Annotated in this window: 18 protein-coding genes and 1 tRNA gene; 17 read left to right on the top strand and 2 right to left on the bottom strand. The window is 67.2% G+C overall.

Annotation, left to right across the window (positions count from 1 at the left end):
- Positions 1-32 precede the first annotated feature (32 nt).
- Together AB0F17_RS24035 and AB0F17_RS24030 are read left to right on the top strand one after the other, a co-directional pair.
- Positions 33-695 carry a hypothetical protein gene (locus tag AB0F17_RS24035; RefSeq protein WP_358026449.1) on the top strand — a complete coding sequence of 221 codons (663 nt, stop codon included), beginning with the start codon at positions 33-35 and terminating at the stop codon, positions 693-695.
- A 41-nt stretch (positions 696-736) separates the two neighbouring features.
- Entirely contained in the window at positions 737-1231 is a 495-nt protein-coding gene (locus AB0F17_RS24030; RefSeq protein ID WP_358026447.1) for a hypothetical protein, read from the top strand.
- Positions 1232-1259: 28 nt separating this feature from the next.
- Here the strand turns inward: AB0F17_RS24030 and AB0F17_RS24025 are convergent, their stop codons facing one another.
- Positions 1260-2468 (bottom strand): pyridoxal phosphate-dependent aminotransferase, encoded by a 1209-nt coding sequence (locus AB0F17_RS24025; RefSeq protein ID WP_358026445.1) that lies wholly within the window; start codon positions 2466-2468, stop codon positions 1260-1262.
- Between the two features lie 159 nt (positions 2469-2627).
- Between AB0F17_RS24025 and AB0F17_RS24020 the strand changes: the two genes are divergently transcribed.
- From AB0F17_RS24020 to AB0F17_RS23980, 9 genes are all read left to right on the top strand, one after another.
- Positions 2628-2700 (top strand) — tRNA-Trp (locus AB0F17_RS24020).
- Positions 2701-2773: 73 nt separating this feature from the next.
- A complete protein-coding gene (secE, locus tag AB0F17_RS24015; RefSeq protein ID WP_358026442.1) occupies positions 2774-3019 on the top strand; it encodes a preprotein translocase subunit SecE in 246 nt (81 codons plus the stop codon).
- Between the two features lie 65 nt (positions 3020-3084).
- Positions 3085-3867 carry a transcription termination/antitermination protein NusG gene (gene nusG / locus AB0F17_RS24010; RefSeq protein ID WP_358026439.1) on the top strand — a complete coding sequence of 261 codons (783 nt, stop codon included), beginning with the start codon at positions 3085-3087 and terminating at the stop codon, positions 3865-3867.
- 116 nt (positions 3868-3983) lie between these two features.
- A complete protein-coding gene (gene rplK, locus AB0F17_RS24005) occupies positions 3984-4415 on the top strand; it encodes a 50S ribosomal protein L11 (RefSeq protein WP_358026437.1) in 432 nt (143 codons plus the stop codon).
- Between the two features lie 134 nt (positions 4416-4549).
- Positions 4550-5269, top strand: a complete 720-nt coding sequence (rplA, locus tag AB0F17_RS24000; RefSeq protein ID WP_358026435.1) for a 50S ribosomal protein L1 — start codon at positions 4550-4552, stop codon at positions 5267-5269.
- Between the two features lie 581 nt (positions 5270-5850).
- The gene (locus AB0F17_RS23995) at positions 5851-6678 is read left to right on the top strand and encodes an LppX_LprAFG lipoprotein (protein ID WP_358026432.1); all 828 of its coding nucleotides are present in this window, start codon (positions 5851-5853) and stop codon (positions 6676-6678) included.
- Positions 6679-6969: 291 nt separating this feature from the next.
- Complete coding sequence (gene rplJ, locus AB0F17_RS23990) at positions 6970-7494, top strand: 50S ribosomal protein L10 (protein WP_358026429.1); 525 nt, start codon at positions 6970-6972, stop codon at positions 7492-7494.
- A 69-nt stretch (positions 7495-7563) separates the two neighbouring features.
- Positions 7564-7950, top strand: a complete 387-nt coding sequence (gene rplL / locus AB0F17_RS23985; protein WP_358026427.1) for a 50S ribosomal protein L7/L12 — start codon at positions 7564-7566, stop codon at positions 7948-7950.
- Positions 7951-8150: 200 nt separating this feature from the next.
- Positions 8151-10535: a glycosyltransferase family 39 protein gene (locus AB0F17_RS23980; protein WP_358026425.1), complete on the top strand. Its 2385-nt coding sequence runs from the start codon at positions 8151-8153 to the stop codon at positions 10533-10535.
- Between the two features lie 118 nt (positions 10536-10653).
- On the opposite strand, the gene AB0F17_RS23975 is transcribed toward AB0F17_RS23980, so the two are convergent.
- Positions 10654-11040, bottom strand: a complete 387-nt coding sequence (locus tag AB0F17_RS23975; RefSeq protein WP_358026421.1) for a nuclear transport factor 2 family protein — start codon at positions 11038-11040, stop codon at positions 10654-10656.
- 103 nt (positions 11041-11143) lie between these two features.
- On the opposite strand from AB0F17_RS23975, the gene AB0F17_RS23970 reads away from it, so the two are divergent.
- The 6 genes from AB0F17_RS23970 to AB0F17_RS23945 all read left to right on the top strand — a co-directional run bounded on the left by AB0F17_RS23970 (position 11144) and on the right by AB0F17_RS23945 (position 22016).
- Positions 11144-11698: a TetR family transcriptional regulator gene (locus tag AB0F17_RS23970; protein ID WP_358026419.1), complete on the top strand. Its 555-nt coding sequence runs from the start codon at positions 11144-11146 to the stop codon at positions 11696-11698.
- 154 nt (positions 11699-11852) lie between these two features.
- Positions 11853-12854, top strand: coding sequence for an ABC transporter ATP-binding protein (locus AB0F17_RS23965; protein WP_214643298.1), 1002 nt, complete (start codon positions 11853-11855; stop codon positions 12852-12854).
- A gap of 361 nt (positions 12855-13215) precedes the next feature.
- Positions 13216-13716, top strand: coding sequence for a hypothetical protein (locus AB0F17_RS23960; RefSeq protein WP_358026416.1), 501 nt, complete (start codon positions 13216-13218; stop codon positions 13714-13716).
- Entirely contained in the window at positions 13713-14207 is a 495-nt protein-coding gene (locus tag AB0F17_RS23955) for a hypothetical protein (RefSeq protein ID WP_358026414.1), read from the top strand. The genes AB0F17_RS23960 and AB0F17_RS23955 overlap by 4 nt, the downstream gene beginning before the upstream one ends.
- Positions 14208-14643: 436 nt before the next feature.
- Positions 14644-18123 (top strand): DNA-directed RNA polymerase subunit beta, encoded by a 3480-nt coding sequence (rpoB, locus tag AB0F17_RS23950; protein WP_358026412.1) that lies wholly within the window; start codon positions 14644-14646, stop codon positions 18121-18123.
- Positions 18124-18140: 17 nt separating this feature from the next.
- The gene (locus tag AB0F17_RS23945; protein ID WP_358026409.1) at positions 18141-22016 is read left to right on the top strand and encodes a DNA-directed RNA polymerase subunit beta'; all 3876 of its coding nucleotides are present in this window, start codon (positions 18141-18143) and stop codon (positions 22014-22016) included.
- Positions 22017-22446 lie beyond the last annotated feature (430 nt).

Genomic DNA, 22446 nt, shown 5'->3' with positions numbered 1-22446 from the left:
ACGGGTGAGATCAGACCGGGGATCTACCGTGCATGATGCCGGAGGGCGGGACCAGCGGTCAGGCGCTGCGCGCGATGCTGGCGTTCCTCGCGCTCGGGGCCACTGCCTCGATCATCTACGGGCTGTTCTCCTCCGGATTCGGGCGGGTTCATCCCGTATCAGTGGGGGCGCCCCCACTGGTACGGACCGATGGGCCTTCGCCGGTCGCGGGTGGGGCGACTGCCCCGGCGCCCGCACCCGCGCCCGCCCCGGCCCCCGTCCGGGGTGCGACCGTCACCGCTTCCACCGCGGTGCCCCGGATCGCGGTGGTCTCGAACGACTTCTGGCTCACCTACCTGCCCGCCGGGCTGGATCGCGCCGACGGGGGAGCGATCGAACCCGACCAGGGCGCCTGGGCCAGATTCGCCCCCAGGACCGGGCCGGGCGCCACCCACGGCCGGTACGTCGAGGTGCGGGTCGAGCACGGTCCGGTGGCCGCCGACTGGCTCACCTACCAGCGGCGGATCTCGCTCCGAACCCCCAGGGACTCCACCGTCCGCGGCAGACCCGCCCTGGTCGGCAGGTATCCCGGGGGCGGCCTGATGATCGTCTGGCTGGAGCGAGCGGGCACCGGAGCGTGGATCCGGGTCAGCGAATCCTTGAGTGACGAACTCCTTCGTGTTGCCGCCTCGGTCAGGGCTCCTGTAGGAGACTAGGGACCTTTTCTGCGGTATTTCACTCGAAGTCATGGGGGGCTATGCGACGCCTGGCAGCGGTCTTCCTCGTGTTCGCGCTGACCGCGTGCGGCGGACCCGCTGTGCCGGAGGCGGAACAGGAGGCGAACACGGCCACACCGGAACCGAGCCGGGCCGAGCTGGCGAACACGTCTCTGACCTGCGACTCCGGAGAGCTCGACATCGGGAACCTGCCCGCGGGGGTGGAACGCGCGGGCAGGTTCGCGCGGGTGAAGTCGCTGCGCGAGCAGCTCAAGGTGCGGGGCGTGCGATGGCGCAGGAACGACGAGGAACTGCTCGTCGCCGTGGTGTGCGGGGTTCATGGTGCCGAGCGGTTCGCCACGCTGGTCAGCCGGTCGAGCCTGGGCTCCTACCACGGCAAGCCCGCCCTGCGCTGGCGCACGCGGGGCGGGCTGAGCAACTTCATGTGGCTGGAACGGCCGGGCACCGCGGTCTACATCGGCGCCACGCCCGGACTGGCCCGCGACATCGAGAAGGTGGCCGCGGGAGTCGGCTGACCCGCGCGGCCTCCGATGAGCGGGCCGGTCAGTGGGCTTCGGCGAGGAGCTTGGCCAGGCGGCTGACGCCCTCCGCCAGATCGTCGTCCCCCAGGGCGTACGAAAGCCGGAAATATCCGGGCGTGCCGAACGCCTCGCCCGGCACCACCGCCACCTCCGCCTCCTCCAGGATCAGCTCGGCCAGCTCGGCCGACGACTGCGGCCGACGCCCGCGCAGCTCCTTGCCGATCAGCTCCTTGACCGAGGGGTAGACGTAGAACGCCCCCTTCGGCTCCGGGCAGAGCACGCCCGGGATCTCGTTGAGCATCCGGACCATCGTCTGGCGGCGGCGGTCGAACGCCTCACGCATCTCCGCCACGGCCGACAGGTCGCCGGAGACGGCGGCCAGAGCGGCCATCTGGGACACGTTCGAGACGTTGGACGTGGCGTGCGACTGCAGGTTCGTCGCGGCCTTGACCACGTCGGACGGGCCGATCAGCCAGCCCACCCGCCAGCCCGTCATGGCGTACGTCTTGGCCACGCCGTTGAGGATGACGACCCGGTCGCCCAGCTCGGGGACGGCCGTGGCGATGCTGGTGAACTCCGTGCCGCCGTACACGAGATGCTCGTAGATCTCGTCGGTGACGACCCAGAGGTCGTTGGCGGCGGCCCAGCGGCCGATCGCCTCCGTCTGCTCGCGTGAGTAGACGGCGCCCGTCGGGTTGGACGGCGAGACGAACAGCAGGACCTTGGTGCGCTCGGTGCGGGCCGCTTCGAGCTGTTCGACGCTCGCGAGGTAGCCGGTCGTCTCGTCCGTGACGACGTCGACCTGGACGCCCCCGGCCAGCTTGATCGCCTCGGGGTAGGTGGTCCAGTACGGAGCGATCACCAGGACCTCGTCGTCCGGGTCGAGCAGCGTGGCGAACGCCTGGTAGACGGCCTGCTTGCCGCCGTTCGTGACCAGGACCTGCGACGCCTCGACCTGGTAGCCGGAGTCGCGCAGCGTCTTGGCGGCGATCGCCTTCTTGAGCTCGGGCAGGCCGCCGGCCGGGGTGTACTTGTGGAAGCGGGGATCGTGCGTCGCCGCGACCGCCGCCTCGACGATGTAGTCCGGCGTCGGGAAGTCGGGCTCGCCGGCGCCGAAGCCGATGACCGGGCGGCCGGCCGCCTTCATCGCCTTCGCCTTGGCGTCCACGGCGAGCGTGGCAGATTCGGAAATCGCGGAAATTCGGGTGGAGATACGAGGTCGGGTGGACATGGGTCCATGCTGCCACGCGCCCCGTGACCTGGGCGATCGGCTTTTGGTTCGACGTAGCGGGCATTACCCGGATACACTTTCGCCTGGTCGTGCCGCCGCATGTCGACGTGCGGTTCGGTCCAGGCAGTGAGCTGATCAGGGTAGTGTGGTTGGCGACATAGGGCACTGGCGCAATTGGTAGCGCACCGGTCTCCAAAACCGGCGGTTGGGGGTTCGAGTCCCTCGTGCCCTGCGAGTGCGGTCCGCGCAATGGCGTGTAAGCGCGCCGCAAACTGCGTTGGATACGACAGATTCAGGTGAGGACTGTGGCGATCGACACGCGCGGCGAGACCGCAGGTAAGCCTAGTGGCGAGAAGAAGACGCGCACCTCGCCGGCCCTTTTCTACCGGCAGGTAGTCACCGAGCTGCGTAAGGTCATCTGGCCGACACGCAAGGATCTCATCACTTACACCACGGTCGTTCTGGTATTCGTTCTGATCATGGTTGGGATCGTGTACGGCTTCGACGCCGCGCTCGGCTGGGCCGTTCTCCGCGTCTTCGGCGGATCCTGATCCGGACACCGTCGGCTTCGGCCGACGGGGTCGCCATTCGATTCGACGAAAGAGGAAAAGTCACCGTGTCCGAGTCTTCAGTGCCGGCGGACGAGTCCCGCGAGGAGTGGGACACCGAGCCGGAAGAGGCCGCCAAGGCCACTGAGGAGACCGTCGACGAGTTCGACGCCGACGTCGCGGACAGCGACGAAGGCGACGAGGACGAGGTCGCCGACGAGGCTCCCGCCGTCGACGAAGACGGTGACATCCTGCCTGAGGTCGACCCGGTCGAGGAGTTCAAGCGCTCACTCCGGGGTCAGCTCGGCGAGTGGTACGTGATCCACTCCTACGCCGGCTACGAAAACCGGGTGAAGTCCAACATCGAGAGCCGCAACGTGTCTCTCAACATGGAGGACTACATCTTCCAGGTCGAGGTGCCGACGCACACCGTCCAGGAGTTCAAGAGCGGCAAGAAGGTGCCGGTCAAGGAGCGCGTGCTGCCCGGCTACGTGCTGGTGCGCATGGAGCTGACCGACGAGTCCTGGGCCGCCGTGCGTAACACGCCCGGTGTGACCGGCTTCGTGGGCCTGTCCAACAAGCCGAGCCCGCTCAACCTCGACGAGGTCGCCAAACTGCTGGCGCCCGAGCCGACCGAGGAGAGCAAGAAGTCCTCGGCCAAGACCAGCACCGGCCCGACCGTCGAGTTCGAGATCGGCGAGTCCGTCACGGTCATGGACGGCCCGTTCGCCACTCTGCCCGCCTCGGTCAGCGAGATCAGCCCCGAGTCGCAGAAGCTCAAGGTGCTCGTCTCGATCTTCGGCCGTGAGACTCCGGTCGAGCTGTCGTTCAACCAGGTCTCGAAGATCTAAGACGATCACGTAAGCTGATATGTCGTCCCCACACGCGTGGACGGTGACCCCTGTGTTCTGGGGTCCGCACGCCCGTGGGGGTCTGCAACACCATTCTCAGGACCCGGAGAAGGATCATGCCTCCAAAGAAGAAAATCGCGGCGCTGGTAAAGGTGCAGCTGCCCGCTGGCCAGGCCACGCCCGCGCCGCCGGTCGGTACCGCCCTCGGCCCGCACGGCGTCAACATCATGGAGTTCGTCAAGCAGTACAACGCTGCCACGGAGTCCCAGCGGGGCAACATCATCCCCGTTGAGATCACGATCTTCGAAGACCGCAGCTTCGTCTTCATCACGAAGACGCCCCCGGCGCCCGAGCTGATCAAGAAGGCTCTCGGCCTCGACAAGGGCAGCGCGGTCCCGCACAAGGAGAAGGTCGGCAAGCTCAGCCGCGAGCAGCTCCGCAGCATCGCCGAGACCAAGATGCCGGACCTCAACGCCAACGACATCGCCGCGGCCGAGAAGATCATCGCCGGCACCGCCCGGTCGATGGGCATCACCGTCGCCGACTAAGACCTTCCCGATCCGCGGAAGGGCCAGCACCTTGGCCCACACCGCGATCCGTGGGAGAGCCGGTTTCCGGCTCCTACCCGCACCCGATCAGTGGGAGGGCCGCACACCGGCCCGCACACCACAAGGAGACAGACATGAAGCGCAGCAAGGCGCACAAGGACGCGTCGGCCAAGGTCGACCACGACAAGCTCTACGCCCCTGTCGAGGCCGCGAAGCTGGCCAAGGAGACGTCCACCACGAAGTTCGACGCCACCGTCGAAGTGGCGCTGCGACTGGGCGTCGACCCTCGCAAGGCCGACCAGATCGTGCGCGGCACGGTCAACCTCCCGCACGGCACCGGCAAGACCGCCCGGGTCCTGGTCTTCGCCACCGGTGACCGTGCCGAGGCGGCCCGCGAGGCGGGCGCCGACATCATCGGCGCCGACGAGCTCATCGACGAGATCGCCAAGGGCAACCGGCTCGGCGAGTTCGACGCCGTTGTGGCCACCCCTGACCTCATGGGCAAGGTCGGCCGCCTGGGCCGTGTCCTCGGCCCGCGTGGCCTCATGCCCAACCCCAAGACCGGCACCGTGACGCCCGACGTGGCCAAGGCTGTGACCGAGATCAAGGGCGGCAAGATCGAGTTCCGTACGGACCGGCAGGCGAACCTGCACTTCATCATCGGCAAGACGTCGTTCGACGAGCGCCAGCTCATCGAGAACTACGCCGCTGCCCTTGACGAGGTGCTCCGTCTCAAGCCGTCGGCCGCCAAGGGTCGTTACCTGAAGAAGGTCACCTTCTCCACGACCATGGGCCCCGGCGTCCCGGTCGACCCCAACCTCACGCGCGGCCTGACCGCCGATCTGGACGCGTAGCGAACACCACCGCCAGAAGCCTTGCTTCCGGCGCTCATCGCACCACCTGGCCCCCGCCGACTTCGGCGGGGGCTTGTTGCGTTCTCGGGCTCGCTTCGCACGACCGACGGTCACGAACACGCCCGCTGTCCGTCGCACCCTCCGCTGTGGCGTGCGCTGTGTGTGGGCGTCGTGCGGCCCGCGGGTGCCGTCGTGCCCCCACAGGGGTCTCGCGGACTGCGGCCAGCGGGTGCCGTCGCGCGCCCCCACAGGGGCCTCGCGGACGGCCTCCGCCGCAGCGTTCCCCGTGGGCGGGCTTTCGCCGTCGCGTGCTGCCTTCGTTGCGGCGTGTGCCTTGCGGGGCCTCCCTGATGGTGTGCGTCTGATGAGCGCGGTCTCGTGCGGTCGGCAGGGGAATCCGGGGGACGAGCACCGCAGGTGATGCCGTACAGGAAAGAAAGATCAGAGCACCGCACAAGACAGACGCCGAGGCAGAGAGCATGTTTACCCGGGAGAGAAAGCGGGTCGGGGAAGACCCTGGGTTTTCCCTGAAAAGTCAGGGGAAGACGGCAGATCGGGTCACCGACACGTAGGGTCAAAACATGCTGAAGCGCAGAATTTCTCTCGCTACCGCCGCGGCCGGTGCCGCTCTGGTCGCGGTAGCGGTTGCCGGTTGTGGAACGAACGCGCAGCCCATCCAGGTCAATCTGGCCGCGTCCGAGGTACTCACGCAGGCCGCGCAGAAGACTGCGGAGGTCACCAGCTACACCGTCGACGCCGTCGTCGACGTCACACACCCCCAGGAGGGGAACGGCAAGGTACAGGGACGGATGCTCTACCAGAGCAAGCCGCAGCTGGCCGTCGACCTCACACTCGACACCATCGACATGGGCGGTAAGGGTCTGCCCGGCGGAGCGCGAGCCGTGCTCCAGGGCGACGCCGTCTACGTCAAGGTCGAGGCGCTCAAGCAGCTCGTCGGCGCGACGAAGCCGTGGATCAAGGTGCCGCTGACCGATGTCGGCGGCCCCGGCGAGATCAAGACGTACCTCGACCAGATCCAGCAGTTCGACCTGGCGGCGGTCACCAAGATGGTGACGGCCTCCCAGGACGTCAAGGCGGCCGGCAACGAAACCGTCGGCGGCGTGGACACCACCCACTACAGCGGGACGTTCCCGGTGGACGCGGCGGTGCAGCAGCTGCCCGCGGACAAGCAGGAAGCCGCCCGCTCCAACCTGGCCGAGCTCAAGGACATCAAGTTCGACATCTGGGTCGGCAGCGATGGCCTGCCGCGCAAGGTCGCGCTGAAGGGTGCCAAGGAAGGCGCCACGATGGACGCCACCCTGCTTTTCAAGGGGTTCAACGAGGCCGTCAACATCCAGACGCCGCCCGCCGACCAGATCGGTGAGCTGCCGAAGAACGTCTCCAACTAAGGACGATCGCTGAGCGGCGCCGCCTGAGCGCGGCGCCGAAAGCGTCGTCGGCTGAGAGCGATTTGGAAACTCGGCGACCAGGACGTACTCTGGTCGTTGCCGAAGACCGCCGGTTGTCGTCAGGTTCTCAAGACCTGATGACCGAAGGATCCACAGTCTGTGGACGGCCCGCGCAGGTGTTATACGAGTTTCCTACACGGTCTCGTCCGTGTGTGAGCCCCGTGTGCGCCCTGCGCCCGGGGCCATTCTCATTTCTGGGCCTTCACCGGTGGCACATCTGGAAGGAGGCCCATGGCGAGGGCGGATAAGGCGACAGCAGTTGCCGAGCTCAGGAGCGAGTTCGAAGGCAGCGCTGCGGCCGTTCTGACCGAGTACCGCGGTCTCACCGTCGCACAGCTCAAGCAGCTGCGCGTTTCTCTTGGTGAGAATGCGAAGTTCGCCGTGGCGAAGAACACCCTGACCAAGATTGCGGCCAATGAGGCCGGTTTCGCGGGTCTTGACGACCTGCTCGCCGGTCCGACCGCGATCGCCTTCGTCAACGGTGACGTTGTCGAGGCAGCCAAGGGTCTGCGTGACTTCGCCAAGGCCAATCCCCTTCTGGTGATCAAGGGCGGCGTCCTTGACGGCAAGAGGCTGGACGCTACAGAGATCACCAGGCTCGCCGACCTCGAGTCCCGCGAGGTTCTCCTCGCGAAGCTGGCCGGTGCCATCAAGGCGAAGCAGAGTACTGCCGCCGCGATGTTCGCCGCGCTGCCCACCAACATGGCCCAGCTGGCCGACGCCCTTCGCGCCAAGCGCGAAGAGGCGGGCGAGTAATACGGGGATTGCCGCAAATCCCGCGGTCCCGTTCCTAGTTATCGCAAGATCCATACGGAGGAAACCATCATGGCGAAGCTCAGCACCGACGAGCTGCTCGGCGCGTTCAAGGAGATGACCCTCCTCGAGCTTTCCGAGTTCGTGAAGCAGTTCGAGGAAGTGTTCGACGTCAAGGCCGCCGCCCCCGTCGCGGTTGCCGCCCCCGCCGCCGCTGGTGGCGAGGCCGCCGTCGTCGAGGAGCAGGACGAGTTCGACGTCATCCTCGAGGGTGCCGGCGAGAAGAAGATCCAGGTCATCAAGGAGATCCGCGCCCTGACGTCCCTGGGCCTCAAGGAGGCCAAGGACCTGGTCGACGGCGCTCCCAAGAACGTCTTCGACGGCAAGGTCAACAAGGAGCAGGCGGAGAAGGCCAAGGCTGCCCTCGAGGGCGCCGGCGCTTCCGTCACCGTCAAGTAACACTTTCGAGGCATATCACTCGAAGAGCATTACCGAATCGCCCGCTGTGGCGTTTCACCCCAGAAGGGGCGGCTGCACCCAGGTGCCGGGTGCGCCGCCTCTTTTGTGTTTTCTGCCTGGCCGGCGCCCGGCGTACAGAGCTCACGAGATTCTCATGGTCGTCTCATCGCATGGCGAGAGGCCGTGTTTAGCGTTCGAGTGTGTTCAAGGATGCGCGTATCAGAGATCGATGGGCGTTGGCCGGGCTGCTCGCCGCCACCGCGGTGCTCTACGTATGGGGGCTCAACGCCTCCGGATGGGCGAACTCGTTCTACTCGGCTGCCGTACAAGCGGGCAGCCAGAGTTGGAAGGCGTTCTTCTTCGGGTCGTCCGACGCGGCCAATGCCATCACCGTGGACAAGACACCGGCCTCGCTGTGGCCGATGGAGCTCAGCGCCAGGATCTTCGGGCTGAACTCCTGGAGCATCCTCGTGCCCCAGGCGCTCATGGGCGTGGCGACCGTGGGCGTGGTCTATGCCGCCGTACGGCGCCGATTCCCCGCGTGGGCCGCGTTGCTCGGCGGGGCGGTCATGGCGCTTACGCCGGTGGCGGTGCTGATGTTCCGCTTCAACAATCCGGACGCGCTGCTGGTGCTGCTGCTGACCGTCGCGGGTTACTGCGTCGTACGGGCTCAGGAGAAGGCGGGGACGCGGTGGCTGGTGCTGGCGGGGGCGTGCATCGGGTTCGCCTTCCTGGCCAAGATGCTGCAGGCCTTCGTGGTACTGCCGGGGTTCGCGCTCGTCTACCTGATCACGGCTCCGACCACGATAGGGCGGCGGCTCTGGCAGCTCGTGCTCGCGGGTGCGGCCATGCTGGTGTCGGCCGGGTGGTGGCTGGTGGCTGTGGCGCTGGTGCCCGCCGCCGACCGGCCGTACATCGGCGGCTCCCAGACCAACAGCGTGCTGGAGCTCGCGCTCGGCTACAACGGGATCGGGCGGCTGAACGGCGGCGACTACGGAGGGCTCGGCAACCTCAACCAGGAGGCCGGCTGGTTGCGGATGTTCGACACCGAGGCGGGCGGACAGATCTCCTGGCTGCTGCCGGCGGCGCTGGTGCTCCTCGTGGCCACGATCTGGCTGACACGGTCGGCGCCGCGGACTGATTCCGTACGGGCTCAGGTCGGTGTGTGGGGGAGCTGGCTGGTGGTGACCGGGCTGATCTTCAGCCTGATGCAGGGCATCTTCCACGCGTACTACACGGTGGCGCTGGCTCCGGCGATCGCGGTGCTGGTGGGTTCGGGGGCGGCGCTGCTCTGGGAGCGGCGGGAGAACCGGGTGCTGGCGCTGGCGGCGGCTGTGACGGCTGGGTGGGCGTACGTCCTGCTGTCGCGTAGTTCGGAGTGGAATTCCTGGCTGGGGCCGATCGTGCTCGTCGCCGGGTTGGCGGCGGCAGTGGGTCTCCTGGTCGTCGGGCGCTATCAGGAGGTCGAGAGGGGTCCGGCCTCTGAGGGGTCGGCAGGCATGCCGCCTGCGGGATTGGCGGGCGCTTCGTCTGAGGGATTGGTGAGCGTGCCGTCGGCGGGAACCGCGGCGGTGCCGGCAGTGGGACCTGAAAGGGTGCCGTCTGCGGGAACCGCATGGGTGTTGTCCGCGGGACCCGCGGAATCCTCGGGCGCGCCGTCCGCGGCAGCCTCGGGGGTGTCATCGGACGGGCCTGCCGAGGTGCTGTCTCGGGGTCCCGTGGGGGTGCCGTCCGAGAGGCCTGCCGAGGTGCTGTCTCGGGGTTCTGTAGGGGCGTCATCCGAGGGGCCTGGCGCGGTGCGGTCTGGTGGGCCCGGAGGGGTGGCGATTGCGGGACGTGGTTGGTGGTCGCGGCGGTTGTCGGGGATTGTCGCCGCCGTGGCGGTCGTGGTGTGCCTGGCAGGGCCGGCCGCGTACGCGCTGGACACCGCCGTATCCGCGCACACCGGCGCGATCCCCACGGCGGGTCCCTCGACGGGAGGTTTCGGCGGACCTGGAGGGTTCCGTGGTGGCGGCGGGCCCTCGGCTATGGGACCGGGTGGGTTCGGCGGGGGTGGCCAGCCGGGCGTTGCCGGTAGAGGCGGTCAGCAGGGCGTTACCGGTGGGGCCGGTCAGCCGGGTGGCACCGGCGGCAATGCGCGGTCTGACGGTACGGGCGCCGACGGGTTCGCTCGCGGCGGCCGGGGAGGCGGGATGGGCGGTCTGCTCCAGTCCGCCACCCCCAGCGCCGAGCTGACCGCACTCCTGAAGAGCAACGCCTCCGCCTACAACTGGGTCGCCGCGGCCGTCGGCTCGAACAACGCCGCCGGATACCAGCTGGCCGCGGGTCAGCCGGTGATGGCGGTGGGCGGCTTCAACGGGACCGACCCCGCGCCGACACTGGCCCAGTTCAAGCAGTACGTGGCCGACGGGAAGATCCACTACTTCATCGGTGGTGGTATGGGTGGTGGCATGCGCGGCGGGGCCGGCACAGGTGGCACAGGCGGTAGCAGCGACGCGACCGAGATCGCGGCGTGGGTGCAGGAGACGTTCACGGCCAGCACCGTCGGCAACACCACGATCTACGACCTCACCGCAACCAAGTAACCGACCGCAGCCGGCTCGTGCTGTCCGCGCGGCCTGGCCGATGCGCCCCGTCCGCGTGGCCCAGGTACGCGCGGGCGGCTGCCTTTGTCAGGCCGGTGAATGTCAGCCGGACACCGCGCTAGGCGGCGCGGACGCGGGCTATGGCGCTGGTGTCCATGTAGTCGCGCGTATGGACGATCAGTCCGTCCCTGACCCGCAGGATCAGCAGACCCGGCACCGCCAGCTCTTGGCCGGCCACCGTGACCACCGTCTCGTGCTCCGCCACGACCACCTCCGGGTCCGTGGTCCGGCGGATGGCCACGTCGCGGATCTCCTTCACCAGAGCCTCCATGGCGCCCCACATCATCGTGTACCCCGCCCGGACCCCCTCCCGGCCCTTGAACGGCGGCAGCCCGCCGAACGGGAACTCGTGCAGACCGTCCTCGGCATAGAGATCGGCCAGCTCGTCGGCCGATTTGTGCAGCATCGCCGTGTGATAGGCGGCGACGACACCAGTAACGGACATGGGAACCCCATTTCGCTCAACGGACGTTGACTCAACGAGCGTAGAGCGAAATGGGACGAACGGTCAACGCCTGTAGAGTGAACGGCATGACGGAGTGGGTGGCGTGACCGAACGGGCGGAACGCCGTCGCAGGACCGAGCAACGGATCCTGGAGGCGGCCAGGAAGCTCTTCGCCGACCTGGGATTCGAACGGACCACGATCCGAGCGGTCGCCAAGGCGGCCGAGGTCGACCCCGCGCTCGTCATGCAGTACTTCGGCAGCAAGCAGGACCTGTTCAGCGAGGCCGTACGCGTGGCTCCGGCGCCCGTGGCCCCGGGCGACACCGACGAGCTGGTCGAACAGCTCCTCGGCAGTCTCGGCATGAAGATGGGGGAGCTGCCGCAGGGGTCCCTGGCCATGATGCGGTCGATGCTCACCCACCCGGAGGCGGCCGCGTCGGCGCGGGCCGTACTGAGTCGCCAGATTCACCAGATCGGCGAGTCGATCCCCGGCGACGACGCGCGGATGCGGGCGGCGCTGATGACGACGATCATGCTGGGCGTGACCGTGGGCCATCAACTGCTCGAACTCGACGAGCTACGCGGAGTGCCTCAAGCGGACATCGCACGGGTCCTCCGCCCGGCCCTGAAAGCGATCGCCGGCCCTCAGGCCGAATAGAGGCTCCAGGCGCCGTTGCTGGACTCGATGTCTCATAACCGGCCAGTAACAAGTTATTGGAACTGGTTCCAATTCGCTCGCACGCCGCTACCGTGATGGCAAATGTGTGGTTAATGTGTGCGGCACGTTACTCCTTGTGCATGGAAGGTGACCCGTGGGCGTCGAAGTCGTGGTCGACGGGCTGACCAAGTCGTTCGGCCGGCAGGTCATCTGGGAGGACGTCTCACTCACTCTGCCCGCGGGCGAGATCTCGGTGCTGCTCGGCCCGTCCGGCACCGGCAAGTCGGTCTTCCTGAAGACCCTGGTCGGGCTGCTCAGGCCGGACCGCGGGCACATCTGGATCGACGGCTACGACCTCGCCAACTGCAACGAGAACAAGCTCTACGAACTGCGCCGCCTGTTCGGCGTGCTGTTCCAGGACGGCGCCCTGTTCGGGTCGCTCAGCCTGTACGACAACATCGCCTTCCCGCTGCGCGAGCACACCAAGAAGAGCGAGTCGCAGATCCGCCAGATCGTACTGGAGAAGATGGAGCTCGTCGGCCTGCTCGGCGCCGAGACCAAGCTGCCCGGCGAGATCTCCGGCGGCATGCGCAAGCGGGCCGGGCTGGCCAGGGCACTGGTGCTCGACCCCGAGATCATCCTGTTCGACGAGCCCGACTCGGGTCTCGACCCGGTACGGACCGCCTATCTCAACCAGCTCATCGTCGATCTGAACGCCGAGATCGAGGCGACGTTCCTGATCGTCACGCATGACATCAACACCGCCCGTACGGTGCCCGACGACATCGGGCTGCTGTTCAGGCGAGAGCTGATCATGTTCGGGCCGCGCGAGATGCTGCTGTCGAGCGACGAACCGGTGGTCCGGCAGTTCCTCAACGCCAGGAAGCACGGCCCGATCGGCATGTCGGAGGAGAAGGACGTCTCCGAGCTGGAGGCCGAGGCCCAGCTGGGCCACGACCCCGGCTCGCTGCCGCCGATCCCGCCGCAGCTGATGCCGAGCGGCAACGGGCTCCGCCGTACGCAGCGGCCGCCCGGCACCTGGTTGGCGGCCAACGGGGTCATCCCGCCCCAAGGCTCCTTCGTGGACGATCGCGGGCGCAACTGGCTGGAAGAGTATCCACGCCTGATCAACGCCCACCTCAACGGCGTCAGGTAGAGATCGCGACATTTCCCGATGACGCCCCGGCAGGTATCGGGGCGGCTGTCGCAGGCGGTCTGGACCGGTTCGTGACCCCCGCAGGGCTCGCGGCGGGGGCGAGGGATATCCCCTGGCGCCAGACGGGCCGAGAAGGCGCTTTCCACGACCTCGGTGATGGAAAGGCCGGAATGCCGCGTTGTCCGCGCAACGGGCCTCAGGGGGCCGTCTGACGGTGTTTGTCAGGTGCTTGCCTCGTCGAGATCGGCCAGAGCAACGCGCCCCGCCCTGAGAGGGTCCTATGTCGCCTCTGTCGTTTCCCGGGCTGCGGGACGGATCGGCGGGTTATCATCCGCGCAACCAAGCCGGGAGGTGAGCAGACGTGGACGAACCCGCCGCCCGGCCATTCCGCGTCCTGACCGGCGTACTCGTCCTGCTGGTGGTGCTGCTCGGCGCCGCCGTGGTGTTCCTTCGCGGGCAGGATCTGGCCGAGCAGGCCAGGGCGGACGATCGACAGGCCGCGCTCGACGCGGCGGGCGCGCACGCGATCAACCTGATCTCGCTCGACTACAAGACCGTCGACGCCGACGTGGGGCGCATCCTCGCCACCTCCACCGGCGTGGCCAAGGAGGAGTACACGGCCAACGCGGGCAAGCTCAAGTCCACCACGCTGAAGAACAAGGTCGTGCAGCACGGCGTGCTCCGCGCCACAGGGCTCGTGTCGATGACGGAGGCGACCGCGCGGGTGCTGGTCGTGGCCGACGTGGAGATCCGCTGGGACGGTTCCAAGACCCTCAAGCGGGAGCGGTTCTACCGGTGGTCGATGGACGTGGCCAAGGAGAAGGGAGTCTGGTTGGTGTCGAGGGCGGTGCAGGTGGTGTGAGGGCGGTCGTGATCGCGCTGCTGGTCCTGGTGCTCGGGCTCGGCGCGGTGTCAGGAGTGTTCTGGTACGACGCGCACGCCTTGCGCGTGGACGAGGAGGCCGGGAGAGAGGCCATGGCCGCGGCCCGTAAGGTGGCGCCGGACCTGCTGTCGTACGACTACCGGACGGTCGAGCGGGACCTGGCCCGGGCGACCGAGCACACGACCGGCGAGCTGGCCAAGCACTACAAGGAACTGTCGGCCACCCTGGTCGCCAAGGCCAAGGCCGAGAAGACGGTGCAGACGGCGGCCGTCGTCGACGCGGGCGTGGAGCGGGCAGAAGGTGATCGAGTTGAGGTTCTGCTCTTCGTGAACACGGGTACGGTCAAGGAGATCCCCGGCAAGGCCGAATCACAGCAACAGGTCAGCCAGAACCGGGCCAGGCTCGTCATGATCCGGCAAGATTCGCGCTGGCTGGTGGCCGAGTTGTCGACCTTGATCGGTACGGCTTGAGTCACCGGGCGCGTCCCAATGTTCAATTGTTACCAAAAATAAGGTTTAGTGAAGCCCAAGTAACGGGTACCTGAGTCATAGCAGCACCGGTTGTCGGCATGGGTTCGACCCTCGGTGTGACGGAGCGTTAACCGTCCCCGTTCGCGGGTATCGTCTTGGGCCTGACGGTAGGCGCCCGATCACGCAGGGGAGAAAACCCAGCGTCCGGCCCCTAGGTCGGCGGAAAGTCGCGCTTACGGGCTTGACGTTTCCGCTCGAACGGGCGATGCTGCGACCAACGTGGAGCATGCAGCGAGAGTGAAGTGGACAGGCGTGTGCCGTTCGGCTACACTGCCCCTTTGCGCTGCCCTTTGACGACCCGCTCCGCTTGCTCACGTTGCGAGGTTGTCTGGCGTGCGTGTAGTCAGTCCGCCGCGAGCCCTCGGAAGGACATCTGTTGGCAGCCTCGCGCAACGCCTCCGCCGTACCCGCTGGTCCCCGTCGCGTCTCTTTTTCGCGTATCCAGGAGCCCCTCGAAGTTCCTGACCTTCTCGCCCTGCAGACCGAGTCGTTCGACTGGCTGCTCGGGAACGAGAAATGGAAGGCCCGGGTAGAGGCGGCTCGTCAGGCCGGGCGCAAGGACGTCCCGACCCAGTCGGGCCTCGAAGAGATCTTCGAAGAGATCAGTCCCATCGAGGACTTCTCGGGGACCATGTCCTTGTCGTTCCGCGACCACCGGTTCGAGCCGCCCAAGTACTCAGTAGACGAGTGCAAAGACAAGGACATGACCTTCTCCGCCCCGATGTTCGTCACGGCGGAGTTCATCAATAACACCACCGGCGAGATCAAGAGCCAGACGGTGTTCATGGGTGATTTCCCGCTCATGACGCCGAAGGGCACCTTCATTATCAACGGCACCGAACGTGTCGTGGTCTCGCAGCTCGTCCGGTCGCCGGGCGTCTACTTCGAACGTAATGTCGACAAGACGTCGGACAAGGACCTCTACGGCTGCAAGGTCATCCCGTCTCGGGGTGCCTGGCTCGAGTTCGAGATCGACAAGCGCGACAGCGTCGGTGTCCGCATCGACCGCAAGCGCAAGCAGGCCGTCACCGTGCTTCTCAAGGCACTGGGATGGACCAACGAGGCGATCCTCGAGCGTTTCGGCCAGTACGAGTCGATGCGCGCCACCCTGGAGAAGGACCACACGGCCGGCCAGGACGACGCGCTGCTCGACATCTACCGCAAGCTGCGTCCGGGCGAGCCGCCGACCAAGGAGTCGGCGCAGACCCTGCTGGAGAACCTGTACTTCAACCCCAAGCGTTACGACCTCGCCAAGGTGGGTCGTTACAAGATCAACAAGAAGCTCGGGGTCGGTAGTGAGATCCAGCAGGGGACGCTGACCGAAGAGGACGTCGTCGCCACGATCGAGTACATCGTCCGGCTGCACGCCGGCGAGGACTCGATGCCGGCCGCCCAGGAGGCGCCGGTCGACACCGTGATCGTCGAGGTCGACGACATCGACCACTTCGGCAACCGCCGCCTGCGCAGCGTCGGCGAGCTCATCCAGAACCAGGTCCGCCTGGGTCTGGCCCGCATGGAGCGCGTCGTGCGCGAGCGGATGACCACGCAGGACGTCGAGGCGATCACGCCGCAGACCCTGATCAACATCCGCCCGGTCGTGGCGTCGATCAAGGAGTTCTTCGGCACCTCGCAGCTGTCGCAGTTCATGGACCAGACCAACCCGCTGGCCGGCCTGACGCACAAGAGGCGTCTGTCCGCGCTGGGTCCCGGTGGTCTGTCCCGTGAGCGGGCCGGCTTCGAGGTCCGTGACGTGCACCCGTCCCACTACGGCCGGATGTGCCCGATCGAGACCCCGGAAGGCCCGAACATCGGCCTGATCGGTTCGCTGGCCTCCTACGGCCGGATCAACGCCTTCGGCTTCGTCGAGACGCCTTACCGCAAGGTCGTCGACGGCAAGGTGACCGAACAGATCGACTACCTCACCGCCGACGAGGAAGACCGCTTCGTCAAGGCGCAGGCCAACTCGATCCTCAACAGCGACGGCACGTTCGCCGACCCGCGGGTCCTGGTCCGTACCAAGGGCGGCGAGACCGAACTCATGCGGGCCGACGAGGTCGACTACATCGACGTGTCGCCGCGTCAGATGGTGTCGGTCGCCACCGCGATGATCCCCTTCCTCGAGCACGACGACGCCAACCGCGCGCTCATGGGCTCCAACATGCAGCGCCAGTCGGTGCCGCTGCTCAAGAGCGAGGCGCCGCTGGTCGGCACCGGCATGGAATACCGTGCCGCGACCGACGCCGGTGACGTCATCAGCGCCGAGAAGGCCGGTGTGGTCGAGGAGGTCTCCGCCGACTACGTCACCGTGATGAACGACGACGGCACCCGCACCACCTACCGTGTCGCCAAGTTCAAGCGGTCCAACCAGGGCACCTCCTTCAACCAGAAGCCCATCGTCGCCGAGGGCGACCGGGTCGAGGTCAACCAGGTCATCGCCGACGGTCCCTGCACCGACAGCGGTGAGATGGCGCTGGGCAAGAACCTGCTCGTGGCGTTCATGCCATGGGAGGGCCACAACTACGAAGACGCGATCATCCTGTCCCAGCGACTGGTCCAGGACGATGTCCTGTCCTCGATTCACATCGAGGAGCACGAGGTCGACGCCCGTGACACCAAGCTGGGCCCGGAGGAGATCACCCGGGACATCCCCAACGTCTCCGAGGAGGTCCTGGCCGACCTCGACGAGCGTGGCATCATCCGCATCGGCGCCGAGGTCGTACCCGGCGACATCCTGGTCGGCAAGGTCACCCCGAAGGGCGAGACCGAGCTGACTCCGGAGGAGCGGCTGCTGCGCGCGATCTTCGGCGAGAAGGCCCGCGAAGTCCGTGACACCTCGCTGAAGGTGCCGCACGGCGAGCAGGGCAAGGTCATCGGCGTTCGCGTGTTCTCCCGTGATGAGGGCGACGAGCTGCCGCCGGGTGTCAACGAGCTGGTCCGCGTCTACGTGGCCCAGAAGCGTAAGATCACCGACGGCGACAAGCTGGCCGGCCGGCACGGCAACAAGGGCGTCATCTCCAAGATCCTGCCGGTCGAGGACATGCCGTTCCTGGAGGACGGCACCCCGGTCGACATCATCCTCAACCCCCTGGGCGTGCCCGGCCGAATGAACGTCGGCCAGGTGCTGGAGACTCACCTGGGGTGGATCGCCGCCCGAGGCTGGGACATCTCCGGCGTCCAGGAGGCCTGGGCCGAGCGGCTGCGTGACAAGGGCTTCGAGAAGGTCGCCCCGCGCACCAACATGGCCACGCCGGTCTTCGACGGCGCCCACGAGGAGGAGATCGTCGGTCTGCTCGACAACACCATCGCCAACCGCGACGGCGACCGAATGGTGCAGCAGAGCGGTAAGGCCAAGCTGTTCGACGGCCGCTCCGGCGAGCCGTTCCCGTACCCGATCGCGGTCGGCTACATCTACATCCTGAAGCTGCTCCACCTGGTCGACGACAAGATCCACGCCCGGTCGACCGGCCCGTACTCCATGATCACCCAGCAGCCGCTCGGCGGTAAGGCCCAGTTCGGTGGCCAGCGCTTCGGTGAGATGGAGGTGTGGGCTCTGGAGGCGTACGGCGCCGCCTACGCCCTCCAGGAGCTGCTGACGATCAAGTCCGACGACGTCCTGGGCCGCGTGAAGGTCTACGAGGCGATCGTCAAGGGTGAGAACATCCCCGAGCCGGGCATCCCGGAGTCCTTCAAGGTCCTCATCAAGGAAATGCAGTCGCTGTGCCTCAACGTCGAGGTTCTCTCCAGCGACGGCATGTCCATCGAGATGCGTGACACCGACGAGGACGTCTTCCGCGCGGCGGAGGAGCTCGGTATCGATCTGTCCCGGCGTGAGCCGAGCAGCGTGGAAGAAGTCTGAGGGGGAGATCGCAGAAAATGCTAGACGTCAACTTCTTCGACGAGCTCAGGATCGGCCTCGCGACGGCCGACGACATTCGTCAGTGGTCGCACGGCGAGGTCAAGAAGCCGGAGACCATCAACTACCGCACCCTCAAGCCGGAAAAGGACGGGCTCTTCTGCGAGAAGATCTTCGGCCCGACCCGCGACTGGGAGTGCTACTGCGGCAAGTACAAGCGCGTCCGGTTCAAGGGCATCATCTGTGAGCGCTGTGGCGTCGAGGTGACTCGCGCCAAGGTGCGTCGTGAGCGGATGGGCCACATCGAGCTGGCCGCGCCCGTCACGCACATCTGGTACTTCAAGGGCGTCCCGTCGCGCCTCGGTTACCTGCTCGACCTGGCCCCGAAGGACCTGGAGAAGGTCATCTACTTCGCGGCCTACATGATCACGCAGGTCGACACCGAGATGCGTGAGCGTGACCTGCCGTCGCTGGAGGCGAAGATCTCCGTCGAGCGGCAGCACATCGAGCAGCGCCGTGACGCCGACGTCGAGGCCAGGCAGAAGAAGCTCGAAGGCGACCTGGGCGAGCTTGAGGCCGCGGGCGCCAAGGGCGACCAGCGCCGCAAGGTCCGTGAGGGCGCCGAGCGCGAGATGCGTCAGCTTCGCGACCGGGCCCAGCGCGAGCTGGACCGGCTCGACGAGGTGTGGAGCCGCTTCAAGAACCTCAAGGTCCAGGACCTTGAGGGCGACGAGCTGCTCTACCGCGAGATGCGCGACCGCTTCGGCCGCTACTTCAAGGGCGGCATGGGTGCTCAGGCGATCCAGGACCGCCTGATCAGCTTCGACCTCGACGTCGAGTCCGAGAACCTGCGCGAGACGATCCGCAGCGGCAAGGGCCAGAAGAAGGCCCGCGCGCTCAAGCGGCTCAAGGTCGTGTCGGCGTTCCTCAACACCACCAACTCGCCGCGTGGCATGGTGCTCGACTGCATCCCGGTCATCCCGCCGGACCTGCGCCCGATGGTGCAGCTCGACGGTGGCCGGTTCGCGACCTCCGACCTGAACGACCTGTACCGCCGGGTCATCAACCGGAACAACCGCCTCAAGCGTCTGCTCGACCTCGGCGCGCCCGAGATCATCGTGAACAACGAGAAGCGGATGCTCCAGGAGGCCGTCGACGCGCTGTTCGACAACGGTCGTCGTGGTCGCCCGGTCACCGGTCCCGGCAACCGTCCGCTCAAGTCCCTCAGCGACATGCTGAAGGGCAAGCAGGGCCGGTTCCGCCAGAACCTGCTGGGCAAGCGAGTCGACTACTCCGGCCGTTCGGTCATCGTCGTCGGCCCGCAGCTCAAGCTGCACCAGTGCGGCCTGCCCAAGCAGATGGCGCTGGAGCTGTTCAAGCCGTTCGTGATGAAGAGGCTGGTCGATCTCAACCACGCCCAGAACATCAAGTCGGCCAAGCGGATGGTCGAGCGGGCTCGTCCGGTCGTGTGGGACGTGCTCGAAGAGGTCATCACCGAGCACCCCGTGCTGCTCAACCGCGCTCCGACGCTCCACCGTCTGGGCATCCAGGCGTTCGAGCCGCAGCTGGTCGAGGGCAAGGCCATCCAGATTCACCCGCTCGTCTGCACCGCGTTCAACGCGGACTTCGACGGCGACCAGATGGCCGTGCACCTGCCGCTGTCGGCTGAGGCCCAGGCCGAGGCACGCATCCTGATGCTCTCGACCAACAACATCCTCAAGCCGGCCGACGGCAAGCCCGTGACGATGCCCACCCAGGACATGGTCATCGGCCTCTACTGGCTGACCACCCAGAAGGACGGCGCGGCGGGCGAGAGCCGGGTCTTCGGCTCGATCGCCGAGGCTCAGATGGCCTTCGACCGTCGCGAGCTGGACATCCAGGCGAAGATCCAGATCCGGCTCAAGGACGTCCTGCCGCCCCGCGAGTGGGTCGCGCCGGAGGGCTGGGAGCAGGGTGACCCGATCCGTCTGGAGACGACGTTCGGCCGGTGCCTGTTCAACCAGACGCTGCCGGCGAGCTACCCGTTCGTCAACTTCCAGGTCGGCAAGAAGCAGCTGTCCGTCATCGTCAACGAGCTGGCCGAGACCTATCCCAAGGTCGACGTGGCCAACTCGCTCGACGCGCTGAAGGACGCCGGCTTCCGCTGGGCGACCCGCTCCGGTGTCACGATCTCGATCGACGACGTCGTCGCGCCGCCCAACAAGGCCACCATCATGGAGAACTACGAGCGCCGGGCCGACAAGGTCCAGCGTGAGTACGAGCGCGGTCTGATCACCGACGAGGAGCGCCGTCAGGAGCTCATCGAGATCTGGACGCACGCCACGGCCGACGTCGAGACCGACATGGTCAACGCCTTCCCGGCGACCAACCCGGTCTGGATGATGGTCAACTCCGGTGCCCGAGGCAACAAGATGCAGGTGCGTCAGATCGCCGGCATCCGTGGCCTGGTGTCCAACACCAAGGGTGAGACGATCCCGCGTCCGATCAAGGCCTCGTTCCGCGAGGGCCTGTCGGTGCTGGAGTACTTCATCTCCACCCACGGACAGCGGAAGGGTCTGGCCGACACCGCCCTGCGTACCGCCGACTCGGGTTACCTGACCCGTCGTCTGGTGGACGTGGCGCAGGACGTCATCGTGCGTGAGATCGACTGCGGCACCGACCGCGGGGTCCCGCTGCACGTCGCCGATCGGGACTCGTCGGGCAACCTGGTCAAGGCGGAGAACGCCGAGTCCAACGTGCACGGCCGCATCCTGGCCGAGGACGTCGAGGTCGACGGCAAGGTCATCGTGGCGGCGGGTGCCGACATCAACGACATCCACGTCACCGCGCTGGTCGAGGCCGGCATCGAGACCGTCCGCACGCGGAGCGCGCTCGTCTGCGAGGCCAAGATCGGCGTCTGCGCGACCTGCTACGGCCGCTCGCTGGCGACCGGCAAGCTCGTCGACGTCGGCGAGGCGGTCGGCATCATCGCCGCCCAGTCGATCGGCGAGCCGGGCACGCAGCTGACGATGCGTACCTTCCACACCGGTGGTGTGGCGGGCGCCGACATCACCCACGGTCTGCCCCGTGTCCAGGAGCTCTTCGAGGCGCGCATCCCCAAGGGTGTCGCCCCGATCTCCGAGACCGAGGGCAGGGTCCGCATCGACGAGACCGACAAGTCCCGCAAGATCGTCATCACGCCGGACGACGGCTCGGAGGAGATCGCGTACCCGGTCTCGATGCGTTCGCGCCTGCAGGTCTCCGACGGCCAGCGCGTGACGGTCGGCCAGCAGCTGGTCGCCGGTGCGGTCAACCCCAACGAGGTGCTGCGCATCCTCGGCCCGCGGGCCGTGCAGCTGCACCTGGTGGCCGAGGTCCAGCAGGTGTACCGCTCGCAGGGTGTGTCGATCCACGACAAGCACATCGAGATCATCGTGCGGCAGATGCTCAAGCGCGTGAACGTGCTGGAGTCCGGCGAGACCGACCTGCTGCCCGGCGAGCTCGTCGAGCGCCCGCGCTTCGAGCAGATGAACCGTCAGACGGTGGCGGAAGGTGGCTCCCCGGCCGCCGGTCGTCCGGTGCTCATGGGCATCACGAAGGCGTCGCTCGCCACCGAGTCGTGGCTGTCGGCGGCCTCCTTCCAGGAGACCACCAGGGTCCTGACGGACGCGGCGATCCACGCCAAGTCCGACTCGCTCCTGGGCCTGAAGGAGAACGTCATCATCGGTAAGCTCATCCCGGCCGGTACGGGCATGCCCCAGTACCGCAACATCCGGGTCGAGCCCACCGAAGAGGCCAAGGCGGCCATGTACACCGTTGGTGGATACGACGGTTCCGCGGCCGACTACACCTTCGGCACCGGCAGCGGCGAGGCCGTTCCGCTGGAGGAGTACGACTTCGGTCAGTACAACCGCTAGTCAGCTCTTCGAAGCACCGCGTCCGGATCTTGGTGATCCGGGCGCGGTGCTTTGTTTTGTCCTCACGGGGGCGGCGGTGCCTCTTGTCGTTACGGCCGGCCCGGTGGGCCCCACCCGCCATACGGGGCTGGGCTCCCTCCAGGGGCACGCTCCTCCGGTTTACGGGGCTGGGCGCCGCTACGTGCGCGCTCTGGGCCGCCTGGGTGGTCGGAGGGTACCCGAAGGCCACCCCACAGGTCCCGATGCCCGGTGCGTCCATCCAGCGCGCGCATGGCCGTGCGTGGCGACCGCGCGATATCCTGGTGAACCGCGACCAAATACTCTGCGGGCCGGATATCATGAGCGCGGAGCAGTAGCCGGGCATGTATCGAAGAGGGCCCAGCGACCAGCAGTAGTGGCAAAAGCGTGTCCGCTTTGTCGCGCTGCTTTG

Source organism: Nonomuraea sp. NPDC026600 (assembly GCF_040638335.1).
In the GTDB taxonomy this organism is placed as follows: Bacteria; Actinomycetota; Actinomycetes; order Streptosporangiales; family Streptosporangiaceae; genus Nonomuraea.
Note: the sequence above shows the minus strand (reverse complement) of the source record. Positions and strands in the feature narration are given on the sequence as shown.

What these genes read in the sequence shown, in the direction of transcription:
- AB0F17_RS24035 (WP_358026449.1), top strand. Translation starts at nt 33, where the DNA reads ATGATGCCGGAGGGCGGGACCAGCGGTCAGGCGCTGCGCGCGATGCTG.
- AB0F17_RS24030 (WP_358026447.1), top strand. Translation starts at nt 737, where the DNA reads ATGCGACGCCTGGCAGCGGTCTTCCTCGTGTTCGCGCTGACCGCGTGC.
- AB0F17_RS24025 (WP_358026445.1), bottom strand. Translation starts at nt 2,468, where the DNA reads ATGTCCACCCGACCTCGTATCTCCACCCGAATTTCCGCGATTTCCGAA.
- rplK (WP_358026437.1), top strand. Translation starts at nt 3,984, where the DNA reads ATGCCTCCAAAGAAGAAAATCGCGGCGCTGGTAAAGGTGCAGCTGCCC.
- rplA (WP_358026435.1), top strand. Translation starts at nt 4,550, where the DNA reads ATGAAGCGCAGCAAGGCGCACAAGGACGCGTCGGCCAAGGTCGACCAC.
- AB0F17_RS23995 (WP_358026432.1), top strand. Translation starts at nt 5,851, where the DNA reads ATGCTGAAGCGCAGAATTTCTCTCGCTACCGCCGCGGCCGGTGCCGCT.
- rplJ (WP_358026429.1), top strand. Translation starts at nt 6,970, where the DNA reads ATGGCGAGGGCGGATAAGGCGACAGCAGTTGCCGAGCTCAGGAGCGAG.
- rplL (WP_358026427.1), top strand. Translation starts at nt 7,564, where the DNA reads ATGGCGAAGCTCAGCACCGACGAGCTGCTCGGCGCGTTCAAGGAGATG.
- AB0F17_RS23975 (WP_358026421.1), bottom strand. Translation starts at nt 11,040, where the DNA reads ATGTCCGTTACTGGTGTCGTCGCCGCCTATCACACGGCGATGCTGCAC.
- AB0F17_RS23945 (WP_358026409.1), top strand. Translation starts at nt 18,141, where the DNA reads ATGCTAGACGTCAACTTCTTCGACGAGCTCAGGATCGGCCTCGCGACG.